The sequence below is a fragment of the Planktothrix tepida PCC 9214 genome, from assembly GCF_900009145.1.
Lineage (GTDB): Bacteria > Cyanobacteriota > Cyanobacteriia > Cyanobacteriales > Microcoleaceae > Planktothrix > Planktothrix tepida.
The window spans coordinates 382,831-405,203 of record NZ_LN889802.1; the positions used below are offsets into that span (position 1 = coordinate 382,831).

A 22,373-nucleotide genomic window follows, 5' to 3' on the forward strand; every position below is an offset into this window, starting at 1 on the left:
ATTTGAGCCGTTAGAAATCAGTTTTTAGGATTGCATTACTGAGGCATTTATTGAGAATTTTCGAGCTAAGGCACTGCGGGGTAAAACACGCTGAACTTCTTCAACAGTTGTCGCTCCAGTTGTTACTTTTTCAATGGCAGCCATGCGAAAGGATAAAAAACCGGTTTCATGTAAATAACGATGTAATTCTGTTAAGGTTCCTTCATAAATAATTTGACGAATTCGATCATCTACGGCTAATAATTCTACTATCGCTTCTCGCCCTGAATAGCCGGAATAAAAACAGTTAGAACAGCCTCGACCTTTGCGCCAACTGTCGGGATTTGCTTCTTTTAATTTTAACCCTAAAAGGTCTAAATCCATCGCCGTTGGGGTATAAGGTTCGGCACAGTGGGGACACACGCGACGAGTTAAGCGTTGTCCGACAATTCCTAATAAAGCATCACTAATTAACCCTGGATCGGGGCCGATATCTTTGAGCCGAGGAATTGCACCAATAGCATCATTAGTATGCAAAGTTGTTAACACTAAATGACCCGTTAATGCGGCACGGACGGCGGTATCTGCGGTATCGCGATCGCGGATTTCTCCCACCATAATAATATCAGGATCTTGTCGCAAAATCGCGCGTAATCCGGCTGCAAATGTCATCCCTGCTCGTTCATGAACTTGTGTTTGAGTAATGCCGGGTAAAACATATTCAACGGGATCTTCAACCGTAACCACATTAACATTTTCTGTGGCAACGGCTAACAAACTATTATAAAGGGTACTGGTTTTTCCTGACCCCGTTGGCCCGGTAAAAATAATCATTCCTTGGGGTTGACAGAGCCAACTTTTATAAATATTCAGTGTTTTTTCTGAAAAGCCTAAATCCTGTAATCCTGAGAAAGGATTTTCTTGAGGTAATAATCGAATCACGGCTTTTTCTCCCCCCACACAAGGGAGGGTACTCACGCGCATATCCAGGGCAACTTCTAAGTCTTGTTCAGAGACATAATTCTCTCCAATTCTACCATCTTGGGGGCGACGACTTTCGGCAATATCCATATTAGACATAACTTTAATTGCCACAATTACTTTGCGCCCAATATCTGAAGGTAACAGCGTAATATTACGAAGTAAACCATCAATTCGATAGCGAACTCTTAAGCCCTCTTGGGAAGGTTCTAAATGAATATCGCTGGCACGATTTCTTAAGGCTCCTGAAATTAAGGTTTTAATTCGAGTCAGTTGATCAGCCGCTTTTGATAAATATAATTCTGTGGTTTCACTAACATTTTCTGATTCTAATTCTCCCGTTAAAGGGTTAATTAATGGAGTAGAACTAATCCGATGGGGATCAAGATTTTGAGCATGATACCAAGCGCGATAACTTTTATCATCAATGGGAATAATTTTAATATCAGAAAAGGTGCGATCGCCCATCATTCTCAGGGCATCCATTGAAACTTCTACCGGACAGCCTAAATAATAACAATTTCGCCATAATAATAACGGAATCACGGGGGGTAAAATGTTGCGATCGGGAAATTCTCGAAAAAATCTGAAACTAACATCCCGATCTAATAATTTTAGGTTTAAAATTCCCTGGTCATCAACTAAATTTTTTAAGGCTTGTTCACAGGTAATACTTTGGTTCCTCAGTTGTTGCCAAGCTGATAAAACGGGTGTGCTTGAAGTCATAGGGTTAGCTCTGGGATGAAGGTGATGAAATTTAAAGTCAAGTTAAGAAATACTGAGACTCTAATCGCTCCTCTAAAATAATTATAAAGGGAAGGAATATTTTTTAAACTTTTTTAACTTGAATCCTTCTCATCTATATCAACAGGACACAATTAACGCATAATAGAGAATGAACTCCCATCGGTCACTGTTATTCGCTCAACTGTTAAATTTATGAAAGGACGCTCATTTCCTAAGATTTTGGTCATTGGTCTAGTCGTTTTGGGACTCCTGGGAATTGGGGGGTTTTATTGGCTGTCGGGTACTGATCCCGCCTCCTTAGTAACAGGTAGCACAAAAACAGCCCCAGAGGCGGCAATGTTTGTTCCTCGAACTGCACCCGCAATGGTTTCATTATTAGTGAATCCAGATCGGTTAGAATCTGTTGGAAAGATTTTAACCTTTTCCCAAAAAAGTAATAATAATCGAATTCAACTAAACCCAATTAAAGAAAGTCTTTTAACGAACACAGGGTTAAATTATGGGCGGGATATTCAACCTTGGCTAGGAAATGAAATCACTTGGGCATTAGTTACCCCCGATGTAGATCGAACCCCAAATAATGGTCAACAACCGGGGTATTTTGTCGCTTTATCTACAAAAAATTCTCAAAAAAGTCAAGAAGCTTTAGAACAATTTTGGCAGAAACAAGTCAAAGCAGGATTAGATATTATTTCTGATCAATATCGAGGGGTTAAATTAGTCTATCGCCGACCTTTTGAAGGAGAGGTTAACGATGCACCGAGTTTAGTCACAGCCATGATTAATGATCGCTTTGTGTTATTTGCTAACTATCCCAAAGTGATGAAAGAAGCGTTAAATACGGTGCAAGCTAATCTAAATTTAAGTCAATCAGAATCCTATCAAAAAGCTTTACAAGAATTAAAACCAAGGGGAGTTGGATTTGGATTTTTTAATTTAGGAAACTGGCAATTAGTGGCTGATCAAGCAGAAGAATTTATTAGTCAAAAACCCAGTTTAGCCGTATCTTTAGGAATTAACCCGAAAGGAATTTTAGCAGAAACGACATTAATTACAGCCCTAGAATCAGATACGATTAATCCTTCTCCTGCCTTTTCCAAACCTGTGGAAGCCTTAAACTATATTAGTGCCAATAGTCCCTTATTAATTGCCGGAAAAGACTTAAAACAACTCTGGACAGACTTTTCAAAAATTGTTTCAGTAAATCCAGCTTTAGCAGAATTTGTTGACCAACCCATTGAGGGAATTAAAACTTTATGGGGGTTAGATTTACCTCAAGATATTTTTAGTTGGGTAACGGGAGAATATGCTTTAGCTGTTGTTCCTCATGGGGATGAAAACTGGGACTGGGTTTTTGTCGCAGAACGTTCAGAGAATGCGGATCAATCGATTGAAAATTTAGATAAAATAGCGACAGCACAAGGCTATAGTGTGGGATCATTTAATCTCAATAATAATACCCTTTCAGCTTGGACAAAATTAACCCCTGTGGTGTTGGAGAAAAAAGATAAAGCAAAAACCCAAACCCGATTAATTCAAGCTAATGCAAAAGGAGTCCATTCGACAGTCGGGAAATATGAAATTTTTACAACTTCTGTTGAAGCCATGGATGAAGCCTTAGAAGTGGCAAAAACGGCAAATATTATTACTCAAGATCCCGATTTTAAAGCCAGTCTTGAAGTCTTACCCCAAACCCATGATGGTTATTTCTATCTCAATTGGTTAACCAGTCGAGACTTTTTGAATCAACAATTACCTCTGTTTAAATTAGTGGAACTTTCCGCTAAACCCTTTTTTGATAATTTGCGATCGTTTACCATTAGTAGTAGCGATCGCGTGGGAAATGTTCAACACGCAACGGTATTTTTAAGACTGCGTTAGTTGAGCCAATAAACCCGGTTTCTGAGAAACTGGGTTTCTGTCTAAACTGTAAATCTAAAATTAGAGGTTAAACAATGATGAACTTACTAAATCTTTCTCTCCCTGAGTCAATTCAAACTTTTGTTGAACACCAAGTTGCTAAAGGAGGTTATGCTAATGCTAATGAATATATCCTAGATTTGCTGCGTCAAGAACAAGTAAAAATAGAACGAGTTGAATCTTTATTATTAGAAGGGTTAGAAAGTGGTGAACCGATAGAGTTAACAGATGAATTGTGGGATCAAAAACGTTCTCAATTAATACAACATTTTCAACCAGAGTAATGACTAAAAGAATTATAATCACTCCTAAAGCAAGCCAAGATATTGATGATCATTTTATGTATATTTCTTCAATAAATCAGAATGCAGCATTACGTTTTTTTGATGCAGTCCGTGAAACCTTGGCAAACTTGGCTAGAATGTCAGAAATAGGGAGTTTGTATCCTATTAATAATGTTCATTTAGAAAAGTTAAGGAGATGGTCAGTTAAAGGATTTGAAAAGTATTTAATCTTTTATTTATCCTTTGAAGATCGGATTTTAATTGTTCGTATTCTTCACTCGGCTAGAGATATTGAAAGAATTTTAAAAGAAGAATAACGATTGACTATTCTTGAGAAAAGCAAGCGAGCGAGGACGCTCGCACTGCAATTTAACGATTTAAAACCCGTTTTAACGCCGATAATAATAACAGAACATTTTCAGGACGGCTATTATATCCCATTAACCCAACTCGCCAAACTTGACCTGCTAATTCTCCTAAACCATTGCCGATTTCAATATTATATTCAGTCAATAATTGACGAGAGATCGCTTTTCCATCTACCCCTTCAGGAATGCGAACCGTTGTTAATGTGGGTAAACGATAATCTTCATGAACATGACACTTTAATCCCAAATCGTTTAACCCCTCCCATAATAATTTAGCATTGGTGAGATGACGATTCCAACTCGCTTCTAATCCTTCTTGTGCTAAAATTCTGAGAGCTTCTCGCAAAGCATAATTCATATTAATAGGAGCCGTGTGATGATAGACTCGATCCTGACCCCAATATTGAGACAGAAGAGACACATCTAAATACCAATTCGCCACTTTAGTTGACCGATTTTTCAACTTTTCAACGGCGCGAGGACTCATGGTAAACGGCCCTAAACCGGGAGGACAACCTAACCCTTTCTGACTACAACTATAAGATAAATCCACACCCCAACTATCTAAAAATAAGGGCACACCGCCTAAACTGGTAACAGTATCAACTAATAACAAACAATCAAATTCTCGACATAATTCCCCTAACCCTTCCAACGGTTGACAAGCACCTGTAGAAGTTTCCGCATGAACTATCGCTAACACCTTGGGACGATGGGTTTCTATCCCTTGGCGCAATTCTTCCAAACTAAACACCCGACCCCAGGGTTTGACTAATTTTCTCACATCAGCCCCATAACGGCCCGCCATATCCACTAACCGATAGCCGAAATACCCCATCACCCCTACTAACACCACGTCTCCAGGTTCAACAATATTCGCCAGAGTCGCTTCCATCGCCGCGCTTCCCGTCCCACTCATGGGGATAGTCATGGGGTTATCGGTTTGCCAAGCATAGCGTAATAGGGTTTGTACCTCATTCATCAGTTGCAGAAAATAGGGGTCAAGGTGTCCAACGGGAGACATCGCCAAGGCTTGCAATACACGCGGGTTGGCATTGGATGGCCCAGGCCCTAACAACAGACGGGGAGGAACATTCAATTCTGGGGGAATAATGCGATTTTTATCATTAACCGAAGGTGAAACTAAACTCATAAATTATTTTTGACTCAATACTATTATTGTGCTGTAATTTGCCTTTAAGGAAAATATGGGTGGGAATTACGATTTTCTTCTGATGAAGAATTATTAAATTAAATTGCATAGAGTTGTCTTTGCACTCTCCTTCTCAGGACAGAATTTCTGGCTGATAATTCCGATAGTGCAGGCGTTTTGTTTTTAGGATTAAGAACGGGACTGACGGGGCTCGAACCCGCAACTTCCGCCGTGACAGGGCGGTGCTCTAACCAATTGAACTACAGTCCCTTGCTGTCGTTCTTTTTTTGCGACAATTTTTATTATTACTGCTTTTTTTGAATTTGTCAACACCTGCTGGAAATTTTTTTGGGGGGAGGTCTGGATGGACGGTTAGCCAATGACCCAGGAAGGGGAAACGCTAGACTAAAGAAAATCAATCAGGAGCGATCAGGAGTGAATTTAGGGGTTAAACAGTTAGACGGATTAACTCAAAAACGACTGGAAACTTGGGTTAAGGAAGCACAACGGCGGAGTCAATTGGGCCAATTACCCACCTATATTCCCCAATTAGCTCAGGTGAAACCCCTGGAATTTGTGGTACAAATCCTCACCCTGACCGGGAAATCTTACCAAGCCGGAGATGCCACCCTTCGGTTTCCGTTGATGAGTGTGATTAAGCCTTTTTTATTACTTAATCGACTGGTGGAATTAGGAGAAGATGAGGTGTTCAAGCGGGTCGGTGTTCAACCTTCTGATCAACCCTTCAATTCCCTCGAACAACTTCAAACCGATGACGGATGGCCGCGTAATCCCATGTTAAATAGTGGAGCCATCGCCCTAGCCGCATTACTCCCTGGACAAGATGCTGATTCTCGCTGTGATTATCTCTGTTCTTGGTTAAATCAATTTGCCCATTGTGATCTCGTTTTAGATCAAGACATTCTGGAGTCGGTGCGTTCGGTTCCCAACCCCAAAAACCAAAGGCTGATTGCTACCCTACAAGCGTCCGGTTATATCAATAATCCTGATGTAACCCTCGATACCTATAACCAAATCTGTTGCTTATCAGCCACAATTTCAGATTTAGCTCAATTGGGTCTATTATTAGCCCAACCCTCCCAGCCACAATGGCAAGTTTGCTGTCGCATGGTGAAAGCGTTAATGATGACCTGTGGGTTATACCAAGCATCAGGACAGTTTGCAGTACAGGTGGGACTCCCGACAAAATCAGGGGTAAGTGGGGCTGTATTATCGATTATTCCACAACAAGGAGCGATCGCGTGTTACAGTCCCCCCCTCGATTCCGAAGGAAATTCCGTGGGGAGTTTATTTTTAATTCAAAAAATGGCTCAAAGTTTAGGATTAAGTGTGTTTAATTAGGCTGAATTAATTCTCGAATTTCCTGAGCCGTTGCGGGTGCTAATAAAATCCCATTTCGATAATGTCCAGTGGCTAATAAAATATTAGAAAATCCGGGTAAATTGCCAATAACAGGAGCCGGAATACCTTCAGGACGAGGACGTAAACCCGACCAGGTTTTAAGAATGGTTGCCTTTTCTAAAGCTGGACAAATGGCGAGTGCTCCTTTTAATACTAAATCCAAAGGTTCAGGATTCACCAAAATTTCTTGATCATTTTCAGGAAATTCAACCGTTGCTCCTACCCAATATTCGGCATTTCCTAACGGTACAATATGAATATCATTTCCCGTAATTACAGGTTCTCGTCCTAATATTCCTAACGGTTCAATACAACGAATTTGCAAAGCTTGTCCTAAAACCGGACGAATTTTAATCGGTTTTTTCCCTGAATTTTCGGTTTCCAGGGGAGAAATTAAGGGTGTTGTTCCTAACCCTGATGCCATCACCACCCAATCAAAATTAAAGTCTCCTCTATTAGTTTTAACTTGTTGTGCTTCTAGGGTTTGTAAGGTTTCTAAAGACTCTACCGTTACGCCGAATTTAAAAGTTACCCCTCGCTGTTGTGCTGCTGCAACTAAGGCTAAGGTTAATTGAGTGGGATCTAGTTGTCGATCCTGGGGAGAATAAACCGCACCGAATACTTGTTCAGTATTAATTTGAGGATAGGAATTTTTAATTTCCGTTGGGTTTAACCATTGTAATTCAAAGCCTTGAGAACGCCGTAAATTAATTAACTGATGCCATTTTTTTATTTCCTCTTCGGCATAACATAATAATAAAATTCCTTGACGATTAAAGGGAATTTTTTGACCTGTTATGGCTTCTAATTCAGGAATTAAGGTTTCATAACGTTGCATACTATATTGTCGGAGTCGCCACGCTCGTCCTTTTGTTTTTTGGCTAATAATCCCCATTAAAACTCCTAATGAAGCTTTCGTTGCAGCTTGAGCCGGAGGGTTTTGATCAATGACTGTAATTTGGAAATTGGGAATTTGGGAAAGTTCATAAGCCAGGGTTGCCCCAACGATACCACAGCCAATAATAACGATAGAATTCATAACTCAATTTTTAGGAATTTTTTCAATCTGAAAATTAATCAAATCCCGTTTTAAAACAAGTTAAATTGTTTTTCTGTAATTCGATTTGATTCATACAATGTTTCTGCAATTTCGGATAATTTTAAAACCGCATGGGCATTATAATCATTCTCTTTTAAACGTTCTTTAACTCCTCGTTCATGATCAATTAAAACCACAATATCATACACTTTTAATCCTGCTGATTTTAATTTTTCGGCTCCTTTCATGACACTGTTTCCAGTAATTAAAATATCATCAACCACAACAATAGTTTCTCCGGGTTGAAAATGCCCTTCAATTAATCGTCCTGCACCATAAGTTTTGACTTCTTTTCGGGGAAAAATCATCGGACGTTGTAACCGTAAAGATAACCCCGTTGCTGTGGGTAAAGAACCGTAGGGAATACCTGCTATGCGGTCAAAGGTTAGGGTTTCTAAAATTTCTCCATAAGCTCCTACAATTTGATGGAAAATCTGCGGGGTTGAAATAATTCGTCTCAAGTCAATATAATAGGGAAAAATTTCACCCGATGCTTGAACGTGATCTCCGAAAGTAATACAACCAATATCATAAAGTTGTAAAATTAAATCTCGATGGGGTTGATGCCTTAAAAAACAGACATCAGGCAACCATAAATCACAAGTCGGATTTCCTTGAATGACCCGATATCGTTCTTCATTAATTTGATCTCGTAATTGTTTGACTCCCTTCTTAAGGTTTTCTTGTTCTAATAATTTAGGCGGGATAGGTAATAATAATCCTTCCCCATTTAAACTTAATCCTGCGGATAAAATAGAAGTTAAATCTTCTATATCCGTTAAATCATTTTCTTCCGCTACATCTCCCTGCAATAAAATTAATCGTTCCGGTGCAGCTTGACGAATTTTAGCTAACATATCTGGAACCATTCCCACTTCTAACCCTAATTGCTCATGAGTTCCCCAGGTTTGAGACGCATTGACTAATTCTAAATATAAAGGTTTATCAAATTGGGGATATTCTTGGATAATAGAAGCAGAAGGATTAGCCGTTGCACATAAAATAAAAACAGCTTTATCAGGATAAACTAAAAACGGTGCAACTTGATCTAATCCTGCATAGGGAGTTAGGGTACAAGCATCTACTTGTAAATCTTTAAATATAAAACGTGCAAATACGGTACTGGAATTAAAATCGCTGTGTTTTGCATCTAAAATAATAGGAATATGATCGGGAATCAATTTTAGGGTTTTTTCTAATAATTTTAACCCAGGAATTCCCAACCCCAAGTAAAAGCCTAATGAGAGTTTATAAGCACAAACTAACGCTGCTGTTTCCCGAATAACAAACTGTAACCATTCTTGCCATTGTTCAATAATATCATGGCGATCGCCTTCAATTCCTCCACAATTACCATTATCAAAAATATGGCTATCAGGATCAGGTTCTAAAGCCACATAAAGTAAACTATTCTGTTGTTCGATGGCCATTAATAATTTATCAAAAAAGTTCATGAGTTAACGGTTGAAAGTTGACAGGTGCAGACAAGACCTAACTTAAAATTGTAATATTTTAGGGTAGGGGTGGCATCCCTTCCCATCCTATTTAGGGCTTGCTGAAAAAAGGGGAAAAGCCAGAACAGGCGGGAGAAGAAGACAAGAAAAAATGAATCAGGTGCACGGGAGGGGTGTAAAATAGCCCAAAAACCTTGCAGGAGTCGGGGAAAATGTACCGTAAAGACGAGCAACCAACAACATCAGCAGAAAGCTTTAAACTGCCATTTGATAGCTTAATATTAGTGCACTTTCGGACAAGAATCAATGTAAATTTAGTCAATAAAGTCAATCGGGTAATGGTCAAAAGAATGCGAGAGGCGAGTAACGAGCCAGTCGGAGAAAATCCATCAGGATCTGAAGAAGGAAGTGAGAGGAAAAACCGAGGAAAATTAATAGAGTCGTACAACTTGTGCCCCGGCTGATATAACGTATCCAACGGACTTAAAAATTTTAAATCAAGCCAGAGAACAGACAGAAAAAATCATTGATAGTTGGCAGAAAAGCTGTCAGGATAAATCAGAAAAGAAACCCAGAACTTATAGAAAGAAAGCCAGAAAAGACTACCTAGAAATAGCCAAACAACGCCGAGCTTCCCGACAAAAAAGACGAAATGCAATTAAAAAGCAAAAGAATATACGGGACATTATCCTGAGTCAGTCCATGTAGATAAGATTTACCGAACTAGAGACAACCGAGCTTGGTGTAAAGAAAAAGGGATTAGAATCAGTGGCCTCCCGTTAGGGAGACCCCCAGTAAATCTTAGTGAAGCTACTAAGAAACAGGCGTTAGACGATGAAAAGATTCGGAATTCAATTAAGGGCAAATTTGGGCAAGAGAAAAGAAGATTTAGCCCCAAAATGACTCTTAATAATACTAGCCATATGGGATGCCTTGTTCCCTGGGCATTCCGGTAATCCTTGACTTTTTTAAGTTTTTCTATTAAACTTGTTAGCATCTTTATTTTAGAAAAAAATAAGCGACCGCTCTTAATTTTATCAAGTAGCGATCGCTATTTCTTTACTCTTTTTCCCCGACTTTGAAACAGCCCTGATCTAACACCCAATACTAACGACCTATGGATAGTCATGCTTATCTTATTTTTGCAATTAGGTTAATGCGTTATGCAATTGCAGCTTCTGCGGTTCAAGAAATTTTTTTCCTCCCCGAATTAACTCCACTTCCATCGGCTCCGGCTGATTTAGTAGGTTTAATTAATCTACGTGGGGAGTTAATTCCGATTATTGATCTCACGATTCGATTAGGGTATCCTCCATCCAATTATGCTATATCGGATAGCGTTGTACTCTTAAAATTTAACAACATTAAAATCGGAATTATTGTGAATCAAGTTTATGAAGTTCAGATGATTACGACTGATGCCATTAAAACCGAATTGGCTTATAATCTTCAACATAAGTTTAATTCTACTAATAATTCCTATTATCTTCAAGGAATTGCTCAAGTAGATGAATATCTAGTCATGGTCTTGAATCCCGAAACCCTGATTCAATATATAAGCCATTTCTTAAGAGATATTAATTTAGACCAAGGAGAAATTAATCTTGAAGAAAATCAACAAAAACTCGCAGAATTTTCAACTAAAAACCATTTCAAAACTCAACAAAATTTTGTTTTTTGCCCCGATGCAACTTCAGAAGAACGGACTCTTTTTCAAGAACGAGCTAAAAATTTAAGACGTTCCCTAGATAACCAAGATTTTACGGGGTTAGTTCCTTTAGCGGTCATTGGTTTAAATGGGGAATACTTTGGTGTGAATTTAGAAATTATTCGAGAGTTTACGGATATTCATCATGTTACACCCATTCCTTGTACACCGCTTCATATCGTGGGAAATATGAATTTACGAGGGGAAATTTTAACCTTAGTTGATATTCGAGGATTGGTTAATTTACCGTTAGAGATATCTCAGACCTTATCCAAAGCAATGATTGTTAAAATTAATGATATGGTTGCTGGAATTGTGGTAGAAGGGATTTTTGATGTGATGTACTTAAAAGAGTCCGAAATAAAAACGATTCCCACGGCTGTCCATTTAAAACAAGATGAATATTTACAAGGCACAGCATTTTATCGGGATAAAATGATGAGTATCCTGAATATTCCTAAAATCATGATTCAAGGAGAATTAGTTGTGGAGCAAGAAGTTTAAAGGGATGTCGGTTGTCGGTGCTCTATTTTCTACCAACGGTCAAGCTCACAGTCAACAGTCAACTATTAACGATTAACAATCCAATGCTAACTAACTTAAAACTTCGAGAACGGTTATTATTAGGCTATACCATCCCTGTTGCTTTGTTTATTGGGTTAACGGTGGTCGTATACAGTAGTATCAATCAAGTTTCTAATATCTTTAAAGAAGTAGAACGAGTTCAAAATGTCATATTAGAAGTGAACTTGATGGAGCGAGGAGCCCAGGGGATGATTCGCAATCTGCGGGGATATTTAGCGTTAAAAAACTCCGAGTTCCTGACTGAATATGAAACAAGCTTACAGACCTATCGTAAAGCGTCTGAAGATATTGAACCTTTAATTATCAATGAACAGCAAAAAGAACGTTTAAATCGTTTAAATACTTTAGTTAATCAATATGATCAAGTCGCTCGCAGAGCATTTGATTATGTCAATCAAGGTAAACTGGAGTTAGCCTTTGAGCAAGCTCGAATTGGGACTCAATATGTACAAGATTTTGATACAGAAAGTATGAGTTTCTCTGAGTTTGAACGTTCAATGTTAGCTCAAAAAACTAACAATACTGAAGAATCTTTACAGTGGTTATTATATGCTCTGGCATTGGGTTCGATAGTTATCCTAATTGCAGCGATTGTAATTGCTTTATCTATTGCCGTTAATATTAGTGGGACGATTCATCGTGCGACGCAGGTGATTGCGACTTCTTCGACTGAAATAGCAGCGACTATTGAAGAACAGGAACGAACCGCGAACCAACAGGCAGCTTCTGTTCATGAAACAACAACTACAATGGATGAATTAAGTGCTTCTTCTCAATCAACCGCCGAACAAGCCGAGTCTGCAACATTCGGAGCTAGACAAGCGTTAGGCTTAACAGAAGGAGGGAAAAAAGCCGTTAGTACCACCTTAGAGGGGATGGGAAATCTTCAACAAAAAGTTGAAGCCATTGCTCAACAAATTATTCGATTAAGTGAACAAACCAATCAAATTGGCAATATTTCGGAATTGGTGAGTGATTTGGCAAATCAAACCAATATGTTAGCGTTAAATGCGGCAGTAGAAGCTGTTCGAGCCGGAGAACATGGGAAAGGATTTGCCGTTGTAGCGACAGAAATTCGTAAATTAGCGGATGAAAGTCGAAAATCGGCTTTAAAAATCAATACTTTGGTCGCTGATATTTTAATGGCGATTAATTCAACGGTAATGGCAACGGAAGAAGGAACAAAAACAGTATTATCCAGTGTAGAATTAGCCCGAGAAACAGCAGATACTTTTGCTGGGGTGGCTGAAGCCGTGAATAATGTTGTTTTAAATAATCAACAAATTTCTCTCAATGTCAAGCAACAAGCAATTGCTATTGGGCAGGTTTTAGAAGCGATGAATACCTTAAGTCAAGGAGTCGGGGAAACGGCGAATGGGTTAGGTCAAGCTAAAATTGGAATGCAAAAATTAAATGAAGTTGCTTTAGATCTTAACTCCATTGTTTCATAACTGTTCCAAGACATGAACTTTTTTAATTAGGATTGAGGAAAGGAGAAACCTATTGGTTAAAATAATCATAAAGTTTTCGTTCTCATTCCTAAGATGACTGCTATAGTATGCGGGAAAGAGATAAGCGTGAATCATCGTGTTCAAAACCTTGAAATTTATTTCAGGTGTAGAGAAGGAGATGCACTACAGTGTGTCTCTACAATTGAGAATGGGGGGTCAAGGTGCAAGGAGGTTAGAAATGTACCCTATATCATCAGACTTATGTTAAATTTTAATAATTAATGCAGGCTATTAATAATTTAATTTTGGCGATAAAAGACATAACAGTTGAACAAGTAGTTGATGCGATGAATAACTTAAATTTTGTCGCGAAAGAAATGGCAACCAGTATCAACCAAACAAAACAAGGGATTGAAAAATTAAATGAAACTGCAAAAAACCTGCAAACCCTCGTTTAATCGTCCACAATTGAATTAGAGTCAAAGGATTAACCACCCATGATGATTGAAGATGATGAACTGCGAGAAGTTTTTAAAACCGCCAGTGCAGAACATTTGCAAAACTTGAATGACGGATTGTTATATCTGGAGAAAAATCCCCATGACCTGATCAAACTTGAAGAATTATTACGAGAAGCCCATAGCCTCAAAGGGGATGCGGGAATGTTAGGGGTAAAGGATGTTGCCACTTTAGCCCATCAAATTGAACATTTATTAGGAGGATTAAAACGTCAAGAAACGATCCTATCTGCGGAATTAGTCGATCGCATTTCCCATGGAATTGATGCGATGGGTCAATTGGTTCATGCAGCCGTGACCGGAGAACCTTCTGGAATTAATACCTTTCATAGTCTTGCCTATTTGATGGGTGCTAAACCGGCTACTCCGGCTGCAACTGTTTCTATTCCCCCTGCTGTTGTAAAACCTGAACCGCCCGCCCCTGCTCCTGTAGTGGTGGAAACTTCAGAAGAAGATAAAATTGCTCCCGTTAAGATTCATCAGCCTCCCACCCCCAGCCCAGAGCCTATTTCCCCGACTCCCTCCAAGCAAAAAGTTCCCGTCACGACAACCCCGGAAGCCGCGTATAAAATTGAAACCATTCGAGTTCCGACGGGGAATTTAGATGGGTTAATGACTCAAACCGGAGAATTAACCGTAACAAAAATTCGCATTGCCCATCGATTAAGTGAAATTGAAGAAATTACCAGCTTATGGGAAGAATGGAGCCGAGATGCCTTTGTCAATCGCTTTATTGTTCATGACTTAGAAAATCGCCTGAATCATCAAAATTCCGGTAATGGAACAATGGGGCAACTGCAAAATTATTATCATCGCAGCGCGGAACGTTTAGAACAGTTGGGACGATTAATTAATCAACTCAGAAACACCTTTTCTGAAGATATTGCCCGCTTAGAAATGATTAGTGACGAACTTGAAGATGGAGTTCGGACACTGCGATTATTACCCTTATCAACTATTTTTAATTTATTTCCCCGGATGGTACGGGATTTAGCACGACAACAAGGCAAAGAAATCGAATTAGTGATTTCGGGCGGAGATACCCGTGCGGACAAGCGGATTTTAGAAGAAATGAAAGATCCGTTAATGCACATTTTAAGAAATGCCATTGATCATGGAATTGAAACGCCAGAAGAGCGAGAACAAAAAGGCAAAGTTCCTCTAGCAAAAATTGAGTTAAAAGGGTATCAAACGGCAACCCATGTTGTGTTGGAAGTCAGGGATGATGGTCGAGGTTTAGATATCGAACAAATTAAACAAACGGCTTTAAAACGAGGTATTTGCCAAGCAGAAGAATTATTAGGGATGAGTGCCCAACAAATTCATGCTTTAATTTTTACCCCTGGTTTTACCACCCGAACCGTTGTTACCGAAGTATCAGGACGGGGGGTTGGTATGGATGTGGTACGAACCAACGTTGAACGATTAAAAGGAATTATTCAAGTTGATTCTTCTCCGGGAAAAGGTTGTTTATTTCGGATTCAATTAGGCACAACCTTAGCTACTGCTCATGTTTTAATTGTGTCGGTTCAGGGCATTTCTTATGCCATTCCTGTAGAATTTGTTCAAATGACTCGGCTGGTGATGTCCACTGAAATTTTTGCAATTGAAGGGCGAGAAACGATTGTTTTTGAAGATCAACCTATTTCTGTAGCCAAACTCGCAGATTTATTAGAAATTCGTTTAATTCAATCTGAAAGGGCATCGGAAAAAATATCGTCTACCGAGACAAAATCTCGCAGTTCGGCTTCCTCATCATTCCTTCAAAGTTTCGCTCAAACTTCCCCTTCAGTTGGGGGAAATGGGCTATCCATGCCTGCGGGTAATCTCGAACAAAGTTTCTCCCCTCGAACCTTGAACAAGACTGAAAATTCTGAACCTGTTGATGTTTCTTTACCTTGCATTATTCTGAAAGTTGGGGAAGAGAAATTAGGATTATTTGTTGATGCTTTAATTGATGAGCAGGATGTTGTGTTAAAACCCCAAAGTCAATTATTAAAGCGGGTCAGAAATGTTGCAGGTGCAACGATTTTAGGAACGGGGGAAGTGTGTATTATTTTAAGCCCCCAAGACTTAATCAAATCCATTCGCAAACAAGCTGGTGTAATTCCCTCTCCAACTCGGCGAGCGCCTTTAAATATTCAGGAGTCTTCCTCCCATAAACCGGTAATTTTATTAGTAGAAGATTCCATTGCTACTCGTACCCAAGAGAAACGAATTTTAGAATCTGCGGGTTATGAAGTGGTCACGGCTGTTGATGGGTTAGATGGGTTTAATAAGCTCACGGCTCGTGCCTTTGATGCTGTGGTTTCTGATATCCAAATGCCTAATCTTGATGGGTTAAGTTTAACCGCCAAAATTCGACAAAATCAAGACTATAGTGAACTGCCGATTATTCTTGTTACCTCCCTGGCGTCGGATGAAGATAAACGTAAAGGAGCAGAAGCAGGAGCAAATGCTTATATTACCAAAGCCTCCTTTAATCAGGAAGTGTTGATAGAGACTTTAAAAAGACTGGTATGATCAAAGTCAGTGTTGACCGTTGATCGTTAACCGTCAACTGACAACTGACAATCACTTGACAAATGCCAATTCGAGTTCTCCTTGTTGAAGATTCGACCGTTGCTTTAATTATTCTGAAACGAATTTTATCGATTTCTCCAGACCTTTGTATTGTGGGAACGGCTCAAACCGGTAAGGAAGCATTAACATTAGTTCCCACTTTACAACCGGACGTGATTTGTACCGATTTTCATATGCCCCAAATGAATGGGCTGGAATTTATCCAGGAAGTTATGGTACTTTATCCTCGTCCAATTTTAGTGATTAGTGCCTCCGTTCAAACCGATGATACCCATAATGTTTTTCAACTGTTAAATGCTGGGGCTGTTGATGTCTTTCCCAAACCCAAAACAGGTTTAGCTTCTGATTATGAGTTAATTGGACAGGAATTAATTCAAAAAATTAAAGTGCTTTCTGGGGTGAAAGTTTTTACTAAACATCGTAAATCTCAACAGACGTTAAATCCCTTACCCTTGAATAACCGCCTCTCTATTCCTCCTGCTCCTTCCCCCTTACCCGTCACAAGAACAATAGGTTCTTCCCCTACCTCTATTTCAAATTGGACTGATACCCCAAAGGTTCCGTTTGTTTCTTCTAAAATCATTAAAATGCTGGCGATTGGTGCCTCGACGGGTGGCCCCCAAGCATTACATACTATTTTGACCCAACTTCCGAGTAATTTTCCTGTTCCCGTGGTTTGCGTTCAGCATATTAGTGAGGGATTTTTGCAAGGGTTGGTGACTTGGCTTGATGGGGAATGTCATTTATCGATTAAAATTGCGACACCAGGGGAACTGCCTCACGCAGGATGTGTTTATTTTGCCCCAGAAGGGCATCATTTAGAATTTAGTCGGAATGGTCGCTTTGCTTACTCCACTGCACCCCCTCTGGCTGGTCATCGCCCTTCAGTGACAACAACGTTAGAATCGGTCGCCCAATTTTATGGCAGCAATAGTGCGGGTATTTTATTAACCGGAATGGGACGAGATGGTGCTGATGGGATGAAAGCTATTGCTGAGGTGGGAGGTTTAACCATTGCCCAAAATCAGGACAGTTGCGTTGTCTTTGGAATGCCCGCAGAAGCAATTGCTTTAGGGGCAGCCCAATATATTCTATCCGTTAACGAGATTGCACCCTTTCTATTAAATCGAGTCAAGGGCTTGAGTTGATTGTTCACGATTTGCTATCTCTTGATTCCAGGATGCTCTATTGCCGATTCCCTATTCTCAGCTATATAGCACTACACATTACAGTTAAAACTTCGGAGTGAATCCTGAAACCCTTTCTCTTCTTACTGTTCCCTGTTCCCTTGCGCGTAGCGCTATAGTTTTGAATTAAGGACGATTAACATGAACTTGAAGATGAATTTTAAACAAGAGGGTAATCAGCAAAATCCCATTTTCAAAAGTTTAAAACTATTCAGTTTAGTTGCAACCTCTTTTTTCATTAATTTTCCGGCTTTAGCGCAAATTAATTTAGCGACGTTGATGGATATTATTGGGAATAAAAATGAAGTCTTTATTGAAGAGCAAGTGGCTCAAGTTCCAGAACAAGCAACATTAGGACAAAATATCAGAACAGAACAAGCTCGTGCTCAAATTGATTTTAATACAGGGGCGACGGGACGGATGGCGGAAAATTCTAAAATTATCGTTGGTCAATGTGTGGAAGTCCAAGAAGGAGTTTTAATTGCTTCTGGCCCTGCCAATGGTTGTCTTTTAGAGTTTGCAACGGGAGTCCAAGGCACGATTTATATGTTAAATGTAGACAGAAATAATAATACGAATAGTAATACAGGAACGATTCGGGTTTTGGAAGGTAAAATTCAATTATTGTCACGAAATAATCCGAATGATCCTAATCCCATCACCATTCAAGAAGGACAAAAAGTTTCTAGTTTAACGCCAGGTTTAACTTTATCTCAAGTCTCGGTTCAACAAATTAGTAAACAAGAATATGAAGACATCATTACAGGGCCATTGTTCCAAGGGTATAAAACTCCCCTTCCCAATCAAGATAAGCTGAATGAGGTTTGTAAACGACTCTACGGAAATTGTCGTCCCGTAGGCGGAAATGGCCCAGTTCGGGGGTTATGGTAAGGGTTGCGTAAGCTGTGTACACGGATTTTACAATAACCGTATTCAAAGCCCACGTCTTTCAAGCGTGGGATGTAGAATACCCGCCTTTAGGCGGAGTGAAGGCTAGTGAGAGTTTTGGTTAGCAATATACTTTTTGATAGTTTCACTAGAAACAGAACCAGCCGTCCCACAATAATAGCTTCGACTCCACAAAGAAGGTAGTTTAAGTAAATGAGGAAATTCTTTTCTTAATATTCTTGATGATGCCCCTTTGATTCTGAACATAATTTGATGTGGAGCAATCAAAGGGTGACAACTAATAAATAAATGCACATGATCAGGCATTATCTCCAGAGCTAGGACATCACATTCTAGCTCTTTTGCTTTTTGGTAGATAATTTCCTCTAATCTTCTGCTCACTCCGTTAACCAACACCCTTTTCCTCCTTTTTGGGCAAAAGACAAAATGATAGTTGATCAGACTAACTGATGTGTTTTTTCTTCTATATTGATTTTCTGTCATTGTCGATACACACGATTCATCAACCTTATGTTATCATGGATGACATGACAAAAATAACTCGGACGATTAAATTGAAATTCGTGGATCTCAACCGTTGTAAAGCTCAGGTGTTTGAGCAAATGACGGCAGAAAACACACGGGTTGCCAACAAGCTGTTGTCATTGCCGATTAAAGAACGGCGTAAAATGACAACAGCTAAAATTATGTCCGAGTTAAAATCTGCCCTTGTTAACCAAGTAATCCGACATACCACATCACCCACAGGTCGTAAAACCAAACAATATAAAGTTCTTCCTGTGGAAGTTAACAACCAAAACTGGAAGTTAACCCTAAAAGGGAATACTTATTCAATTAGTTTTCCAACCCTTAAAGGTGAAAAAAGAATTCCCATTGAAGTTGCATCTCCCCATTGGCAACCTGTTTTAGACGGATTGTTAGAGGGAACAATTCAAGGGGGTTCTTTTAAATTAATTAAACATCGAAATAAGTGGTATGCCTATCTGTCAATTACTGAGGATGTTCCAGAAGTTAAGACGGAGAAAAGATTAGGATGTGACCGAGGACAGAATAATTTAGCGGTAGTTGCACCTAAACAGGGTTTTGGTAAGTTCTTTAATGGTCAAAGCGTTAAGCATCGGAGACGTTATTTTCAACAACGAAGAAAACAACTTCAAGAAGCTAAAAAGTTTCGAGCATTAAAGAAATGGGACAAAAAAGAACGACGATGGATGGATGCAATCAATCATACAATCAGCCGTCGAATTGTTCGTTTTGCCGAATACCATAATGCTGATGTTGTTATTGAGGATTTAGAAGGATGTCGAAGCACAATGAAACAGAGCCAAAAATCTCGTTCTGATTCCGGTGAATCTCGACATAATTGGTCTTATTATTCTTTGGAACAGAAACTTAATTATAAGTTGGCTCTTAAAGGATTGAAATTAATTAAAAGACCTGCGCCATACACTTCCAAATCCTGTTCAACCTGTGGTTTTATTGGTAAAAGAAATCGACATGATTTCAATTGCCCTAATGGTCACTACCATAACTCTGATTTGAATGCTGCGAAAAACCTAGCTCAATGGGACGGTTTTTCTTGTCAGTTAGACCTACAGAGAGATGCTTCTGTAATGGATTCATCCGGTTTAACTGATGGGGTGCTTGGCACACCCCTGAACTCGGTGAATACAGTCAAACAAGAGTATATTCAACTGTCTCTGCTTGACTGGACTAGATACGAGAATCCCACCCCTTTAGCGTAGCGCAGGGGTGGGAGTGTCAACAATTAACCGTCAACATCCCATTTAATACCGTTTCATCGCCCTTTCCATTGTCCGTTTATCATCCCGTTGGCGAATATCTTCCCGTTTATCGTGGAGTTTCTTACCGCGACCAACGGCGATGTCAATTTTAACTCGTCCGCCTTTAAGATACATTTTCAAGGGAACTAATGTTAGTCCCTTTTGTTCGACTTGTCCTAAAAGTTTATTAATTTCTTCTTTATGCAGCAACAGTTTGCGGGTGCGACGAGGATCATGATTAAAATAACTACCCGCTTTCTCAAAGGGTGATATATGGGCATTCAACAGCCATGCTTCACCTCCCCGAATTAAGGCATAGGCATCTTGCAGGTTAACTTTACCCGCCCGAATCGATTTGACTTCCGTTCCCTGGAGGGCGATTCCCGCCTGATACGTTTCTAAAATTTCGTACAGATAGCGGGCTTTGCGGTTGTCGCTAACAATTTTATATCCTTCACTGTTTTTGCTCATATTCCCAATTTAGCAGATTTCCCCACAATCAGTAATCCTGAGAAAAATATCAATTTTGTTGGTGTTGGGTCGTTCACACCATTGATTTTAAGTGATCAGCGACGATTTTTAAGTTCGCCATTCCAATTTTAACTTGGGAAATTCCGGCGGTTGTTTCTTGGACAGCACGATTGAGTTGATTCATTGCTGTAACCACTTGTTCAATCGCCCGTTCCTGATCTTTGGCACAATTTAAACTTTGTTGATTATCTGAAACAACATGGCGCATCATTTCATTCATACCCATAAATGTTTGAGAAATTTTATGAGTCATTTGTACCCCTTGTTCTACAGCTTCCTTGCCTGCATGAGTAGCTTTGACTGTGGAATCTACGGCGGTTTCAATATCATTAACTAACAGATCAATACTACTTGCAGATTTTTGACTTTGATTGGCGAGATCTCTAATTTCAGAGGCGACAATACTAAATCCTTGATTCTGAGTATCTGAGCGCACCCACTCAATACGAGCATTCAAGGCTAAGACATTCGTTTGATTAGCAATATGACTGACTAAGGTAGAAATCTGGCTAATTTGTTCCGCATGATATTGTAAATTGAGCATTTTTTCAGAAATCTGGTTGACTTTCTGATTTAATAGCTCCATTCTGGCTTTAATATCAGTTATTGATTGATTATTTTGTTCAATTAAATTCAAGGATCTCTCGGCATATAAAACGGTATGTTCAGATTTTTCATAGGATTCTTGATAGGCATTATTTAAAGACTCCATCAAGCTTTTCGTTTGCTGAACGACGGTAGATTGTTGTAGAGAAAGTTGTTCCTGTTCATCCACAACGGCTGCAATTTCTGTAGAAGAGACAACAATATTATTAATAATGGTTTCAAAGGTTGAAATAATACCCCGCCTAATCACGAGAAATCCTACAGGAGAACCGACTAAGATTGCCAGAAATAAAAGCGGTAAAAACACTTTTAAAGTTTGTTGATAAATTAAAGCGGATTTTTGACGTTCTTCGGCTGCAATCTGTAATTGAATATTGCTTAATTCTTCTAGCTTTTGAGTTAGGGGGTCAATCACTTTATATAAAATTTTTATAGATTTATAAACCTCAGATTTATTTCTTTCATTTAATACTTGTTTTAAGTCTTGGATGTGAGAATCGGCATCAAAAAATAATTTCTCGATTTCATTGGCTAACTGTTTCTCTCTGTTCTCTAATTTAGTGTTTTTATAAGCTTTCCATTGTTTCCTGATATCAATTTCAGCTTGATTCACAGAGCTTAAAGCTTCTCCCATGGATAACATATTAGCATTGACTTTATTAACAGAATCAATAATATTAACTGCATAAGAATCTGAAACAATTTTTAATTGTTGTAATGGCACAACCCGATCATCATAAATCGTGGAAACTTGACGATCAATTTGTTGAAAAGAATACAAAGAATAGGAACCCATGAGCACTAAGGTTGCTAAAGGAATCCCGCACCCAATATATAATTTTTGACTTAATTTCATACCGTTCTCTTCTCGACTTCTGATCCTGTTGTAACACGTCCAAGGAGCTAGGTACTGACACACTAAGTAGGTAGGCAGGATTAAGCTATACCATGTAACAATATGTAAAGAAGCCTCGATCAACCATTACAGAGCGTTAGAGCGGTTTACAATCGTTTACATAGTGGCGTTTTATAGAGCCTACCTACTTATATAGCAATCCTATTTGATTTGTGTCCTATCAAGTCCAGAAAGTATTTTCTCAATTT

18 protein-coding genes, 1 tRNA gene and 1 pseudogene are annotated in these 22,373 nt (G+C 39.1%); 12 read left to right on the forward strand and 8 right to left on the reverse strand.

Annotated elements, in window-relative coordinates; genetic code table 11:
* Positions 1 to 24 precede the first annotated feature (24 nt).
* Complete coding sequence (locus tag PL9214_RS15995) at positions 25 to 1,686, reverse strand: GspE/PulE family protein (RefSeq protein ID WP_072719763.1); 1,662 nt, start codon at positions 1,684 to 1,686, stop codon at positions 25 to 27.
* 213 nt (positions 1,687 to 1,899) lie between these two features.
* On the opposite strand from PL9214_RS15995, the gene PL9214_RS16000 reads away from it, so the two are divergent.
* The 3 genes from PL9214_RS16000 to PL9214_RS16010 all read left to right on the forward strand — a co-directional run bounded on the left by PL9214_RS16000 (position 1,900) and on the right by PL9214_RS16010 (position 4,228).
* Positions 1,900 to 3,588: a DUF3352 domain-containing protein gene (locus PL9214_RS16000; protein ID WP_072719764.1), complete on the forward strand. Its 1,689-nt coding sequence runs from the start codon at positions 1,900 to 1,902 to the stop codon at positions 3,586 to 3,588.
* 74 nt (positions 3,589 to 3,662) lie between these two features.
* On the forward strand, positions 3,663 to 3,911 hold the full coding sequence (locus tag PL9214_RS16005) for a ribbon-helix-helix domain-containing protein (RefSeq protein WP_245824263.1): 249 nt from the start codon (positions 3,663 to 3,665) through the stop codon (positions 3,909 to 3,911).
* On the forward strand, positions 3,911 to 4,228 hold the full coding sequence (locus tag PL9214_RS16010) for a type II toxin-antitoxin system RelE/ParE family toxin (protein ID WP_072719765.1): 318 nt from the start codon (positions 3,911 to 3,913) through the stop codon (positions 4,226 to 4,228). The genes PL9214_RS16005 and PL9214_RS16010 overlap by 1 nt, the downstream gene beginning before the upstream one ends.
* 52 nt (positions 4,229 to 4,280) lie before the next feature.
* Here PL9214_RS16010 and PL9214_RS16015 read toward each other — a convergent pair whose 3' ends face one another.
* Positions 4,281 to 5,432 carry a pyridoxal-phosphate-dependent aminotransferase family protein gene (locus PL9214_RS16015; protein ID WP_072719766.1) on the reverse strand — a complete coding sequence of 384 codons (1,152 nt, stop codon included), beginning with the start codon at positions 5,430 to 5,432 and terminating at the stop codon, positions 4,281 to 4,283.
* Positions 5,433 to 5,628: 196 nt separating this feature from the next.
* Positions 5,629 to 5,702, reverse strand: a tRNA-Asp gene (locus tag PL9214_RS16020).
* A gap of 78 nt (positions 5,703 to 5,780) precedes the next feature.
* Here PL9214_RS16020 and glsA point away from each other — a divergent pair.
* Positions 5,781 to 6,794: a glutaminase A gene (gene glsA, locus PL9214_RS16025; RefSeq protein ID WP_245824264.1), complete on the forward strand. Its 1,014-nt coding sequence runs from the start codon at positions 5,781 to 5,783 to the stop codon at positions 6,792 to 6,794.
* On the opposite strand, the gene PL9214_RS16030 is transcribed toward glsA, so the two are convergent.
* The gene (locus PL9214_RS16030; RefSeq protein ID WP_072719767.1) at positions 6,787 to 7,893 is read right to left on the reverse strand and encodes an NAD(P)/FAD-dependent oxidoreductase; all 1,107 of its coding nucleotides are present in this window, start codon (positions 7,891 to 7,893) and stop codon (positions 6,787 to 6,789) included. The genes glsA and PL9214_RS16030 overlap by 8 nt on opposite strands.
* Positions 7,894 to 7,943: 50 nt before the next feature.
* Positions 7,944 to 9,407 carry a bifunctional orotidine-5'-phosphate decarboxylase/orotate phosphoribosyltransferase gene (locus tag PL9214_RS16035; protein WP_072719768.1) on the reverse strand — a complete coding sequence of 488 codons (1,464 nt, stop codon included), beginning with the start codon at positions 9,405 to 9,407 and terminating at the stop codon, positions 7,944 to 7,946.
* A 263-nt stretch (positions 9,408 to 9,670) separates the two neighbouring features.
* Here PL9214_RS16035 and PL9214_RS32340 point away from each other — a divergent pair.
* From PL9214_RS32340 to PL9214_RS16070, 7 genes and pseudogenes are all read left to right on the forward strand, one after another.
* A pseudogene (locus PL9214_RS32340) lies at positions 9,671 to 10,315 on the forward strand (transposase); the annotation flags it as partial.
* A 209-nt stretch (positions 10,316 to 10,524) separates the two neighbouring features.
* Positions 10,525 to 11,619, forward strand: coding sequence for a chemotaxis protein CheW (locus PL9214_RS16050; protein ID WP_072719770.1), 1,095 nt, complete (start codon positions 10,525 to 10,527; stop codon positions 11,617 to 11,619).
* An 83-nt stretch (positions 11,620 to 11,702) separates the two neighbouring features.
* Positions 11,703 to 13,151 (forward strand): methyl-accepting chemotaxis protein, encoded by a 1,449-nt coding sequence (locus tag PL9214_RS16055; protein ID WP_072720078.1) that lies wholly within the window; start codon positions 11,703 to 11,705, stop codon positions 13,149 to 13,151.
* 281 nt (positions 13,152 to 13,432) lie between these two features.
* On the forward strand, positions 13,433 to 13,609 hold the full coding sequence (locus PL9214_RS31310; protein WP_186440376.1) for a hypothetical protein: 177 nt from the start codon (positions 13,433 to 13,435) through the stop codon (positions 13,607 to 13,609).
* A 42-nt stretch (positions 13,610 to 13,651) separates the two neighbouring features.
* Entirely contained in the window at positions 13,652 to 16,192 is a 2,541-nt protein-coding gene (locus PL9214_RS16060) for a hybrid sensor histidine kinase/response regulator (RefSeq protein WP_072720079.1), read from the forward strand.
* A gap of 62 nt (positions 16,193 to 16,254) precedes the next feature.
* Positions 16,255 to 17,400: a chemotaxis-specific protein-glutamate methyltransferase CheB gene (cheB, locus tag PL9214_RS16065; RefSeq protein ID WP_072719771.1), complete on the forward strand. Its 1,146-nt coding sequence runs from the start codon at positions 16,255 to 16,257 to the stop codon at positions 17,398 to 17,400.
* A gap of 180 nt (positions 17,401 to 17,580) precedes the next feature.
* On the forward strand, positions 17,581 to 18,330 hold the full coding sequence (locus tag PL9214_RS16070) for a hypothetical protein (protein ID WP_139295070.1): 750 nt from the start codon (positions 17,581 to 17,583) through the stop codon (positions 18,328 to 18,330).
* Positions 18,331 to 18,432: 102 nt separating this feature from the next.
* On the opposite strand, the gene tnpA is transcribed toward PL9214_RS16070, so the two are convergent.
* Positions 18,433 to 18,831, reverse strand: coding sequence for an IS200/IS605 family transposase (tnpA, locus tag PL9214_RS16075; RefSeq protein ID WP_072717176.1), 399 nt, complete (start codon positions 18,829 to 18,831; stop codon positions 18,433 to 18,435).
* A gap of 35 nt (positions 18,832 to 18,866) precedes the next feature.
* On the opposite strand from tnpA, the gene PL9214_RS16080 reads away from it, so the two are divergent.
* The gene (locus tag PL9214_RS16080) at positions 18,867 to 20,093 is read left to right on the forward strand and encodes an RNA-guided endonuclease InsQ/TnpB family protein (RefSeq protein WP_222425192.1); all 1,227 of its coding nucleotides are present in this window, start codon (positions 18,867 to 18,869) and stop codon (positions 20,091 to 20,093) included.
* A gap of 42 nt (positions 20,094 to 20,135) precedes the next feature.
* Here PL9214_RS16080 and smpB read toward each other — a convergent pair whose 3' ends face one another.
* Both smpB and PL9214_RS16090 read right to left on the reverse strand, forming a co-directional pair.
* A complete protein-coding gene (gene smpB / locus PL9214_RS16085) occupies positions 20,136 to 20,603 on the reverse strand; it encodes an SsrA-binding protein SmpB (RefSeq protein WP_072719773.1) in 468 nt (155 codons plus the stop codon).
* Between the two features lie 73 nt (positions 20,604 to 20,676).
* Entirely contained in the window at positions 20,677 to 22,125 is a 1,449-nt protein-coding gene (locus PL9214_RS16090) for a HAMP domain-containing methyl-accepting chemotaxis protein (RefSeq protein WP_072719774.1), read from the reverse strand.
* Positions 22,126 to 22,373 lie beyond the last annotated feature (248 nt).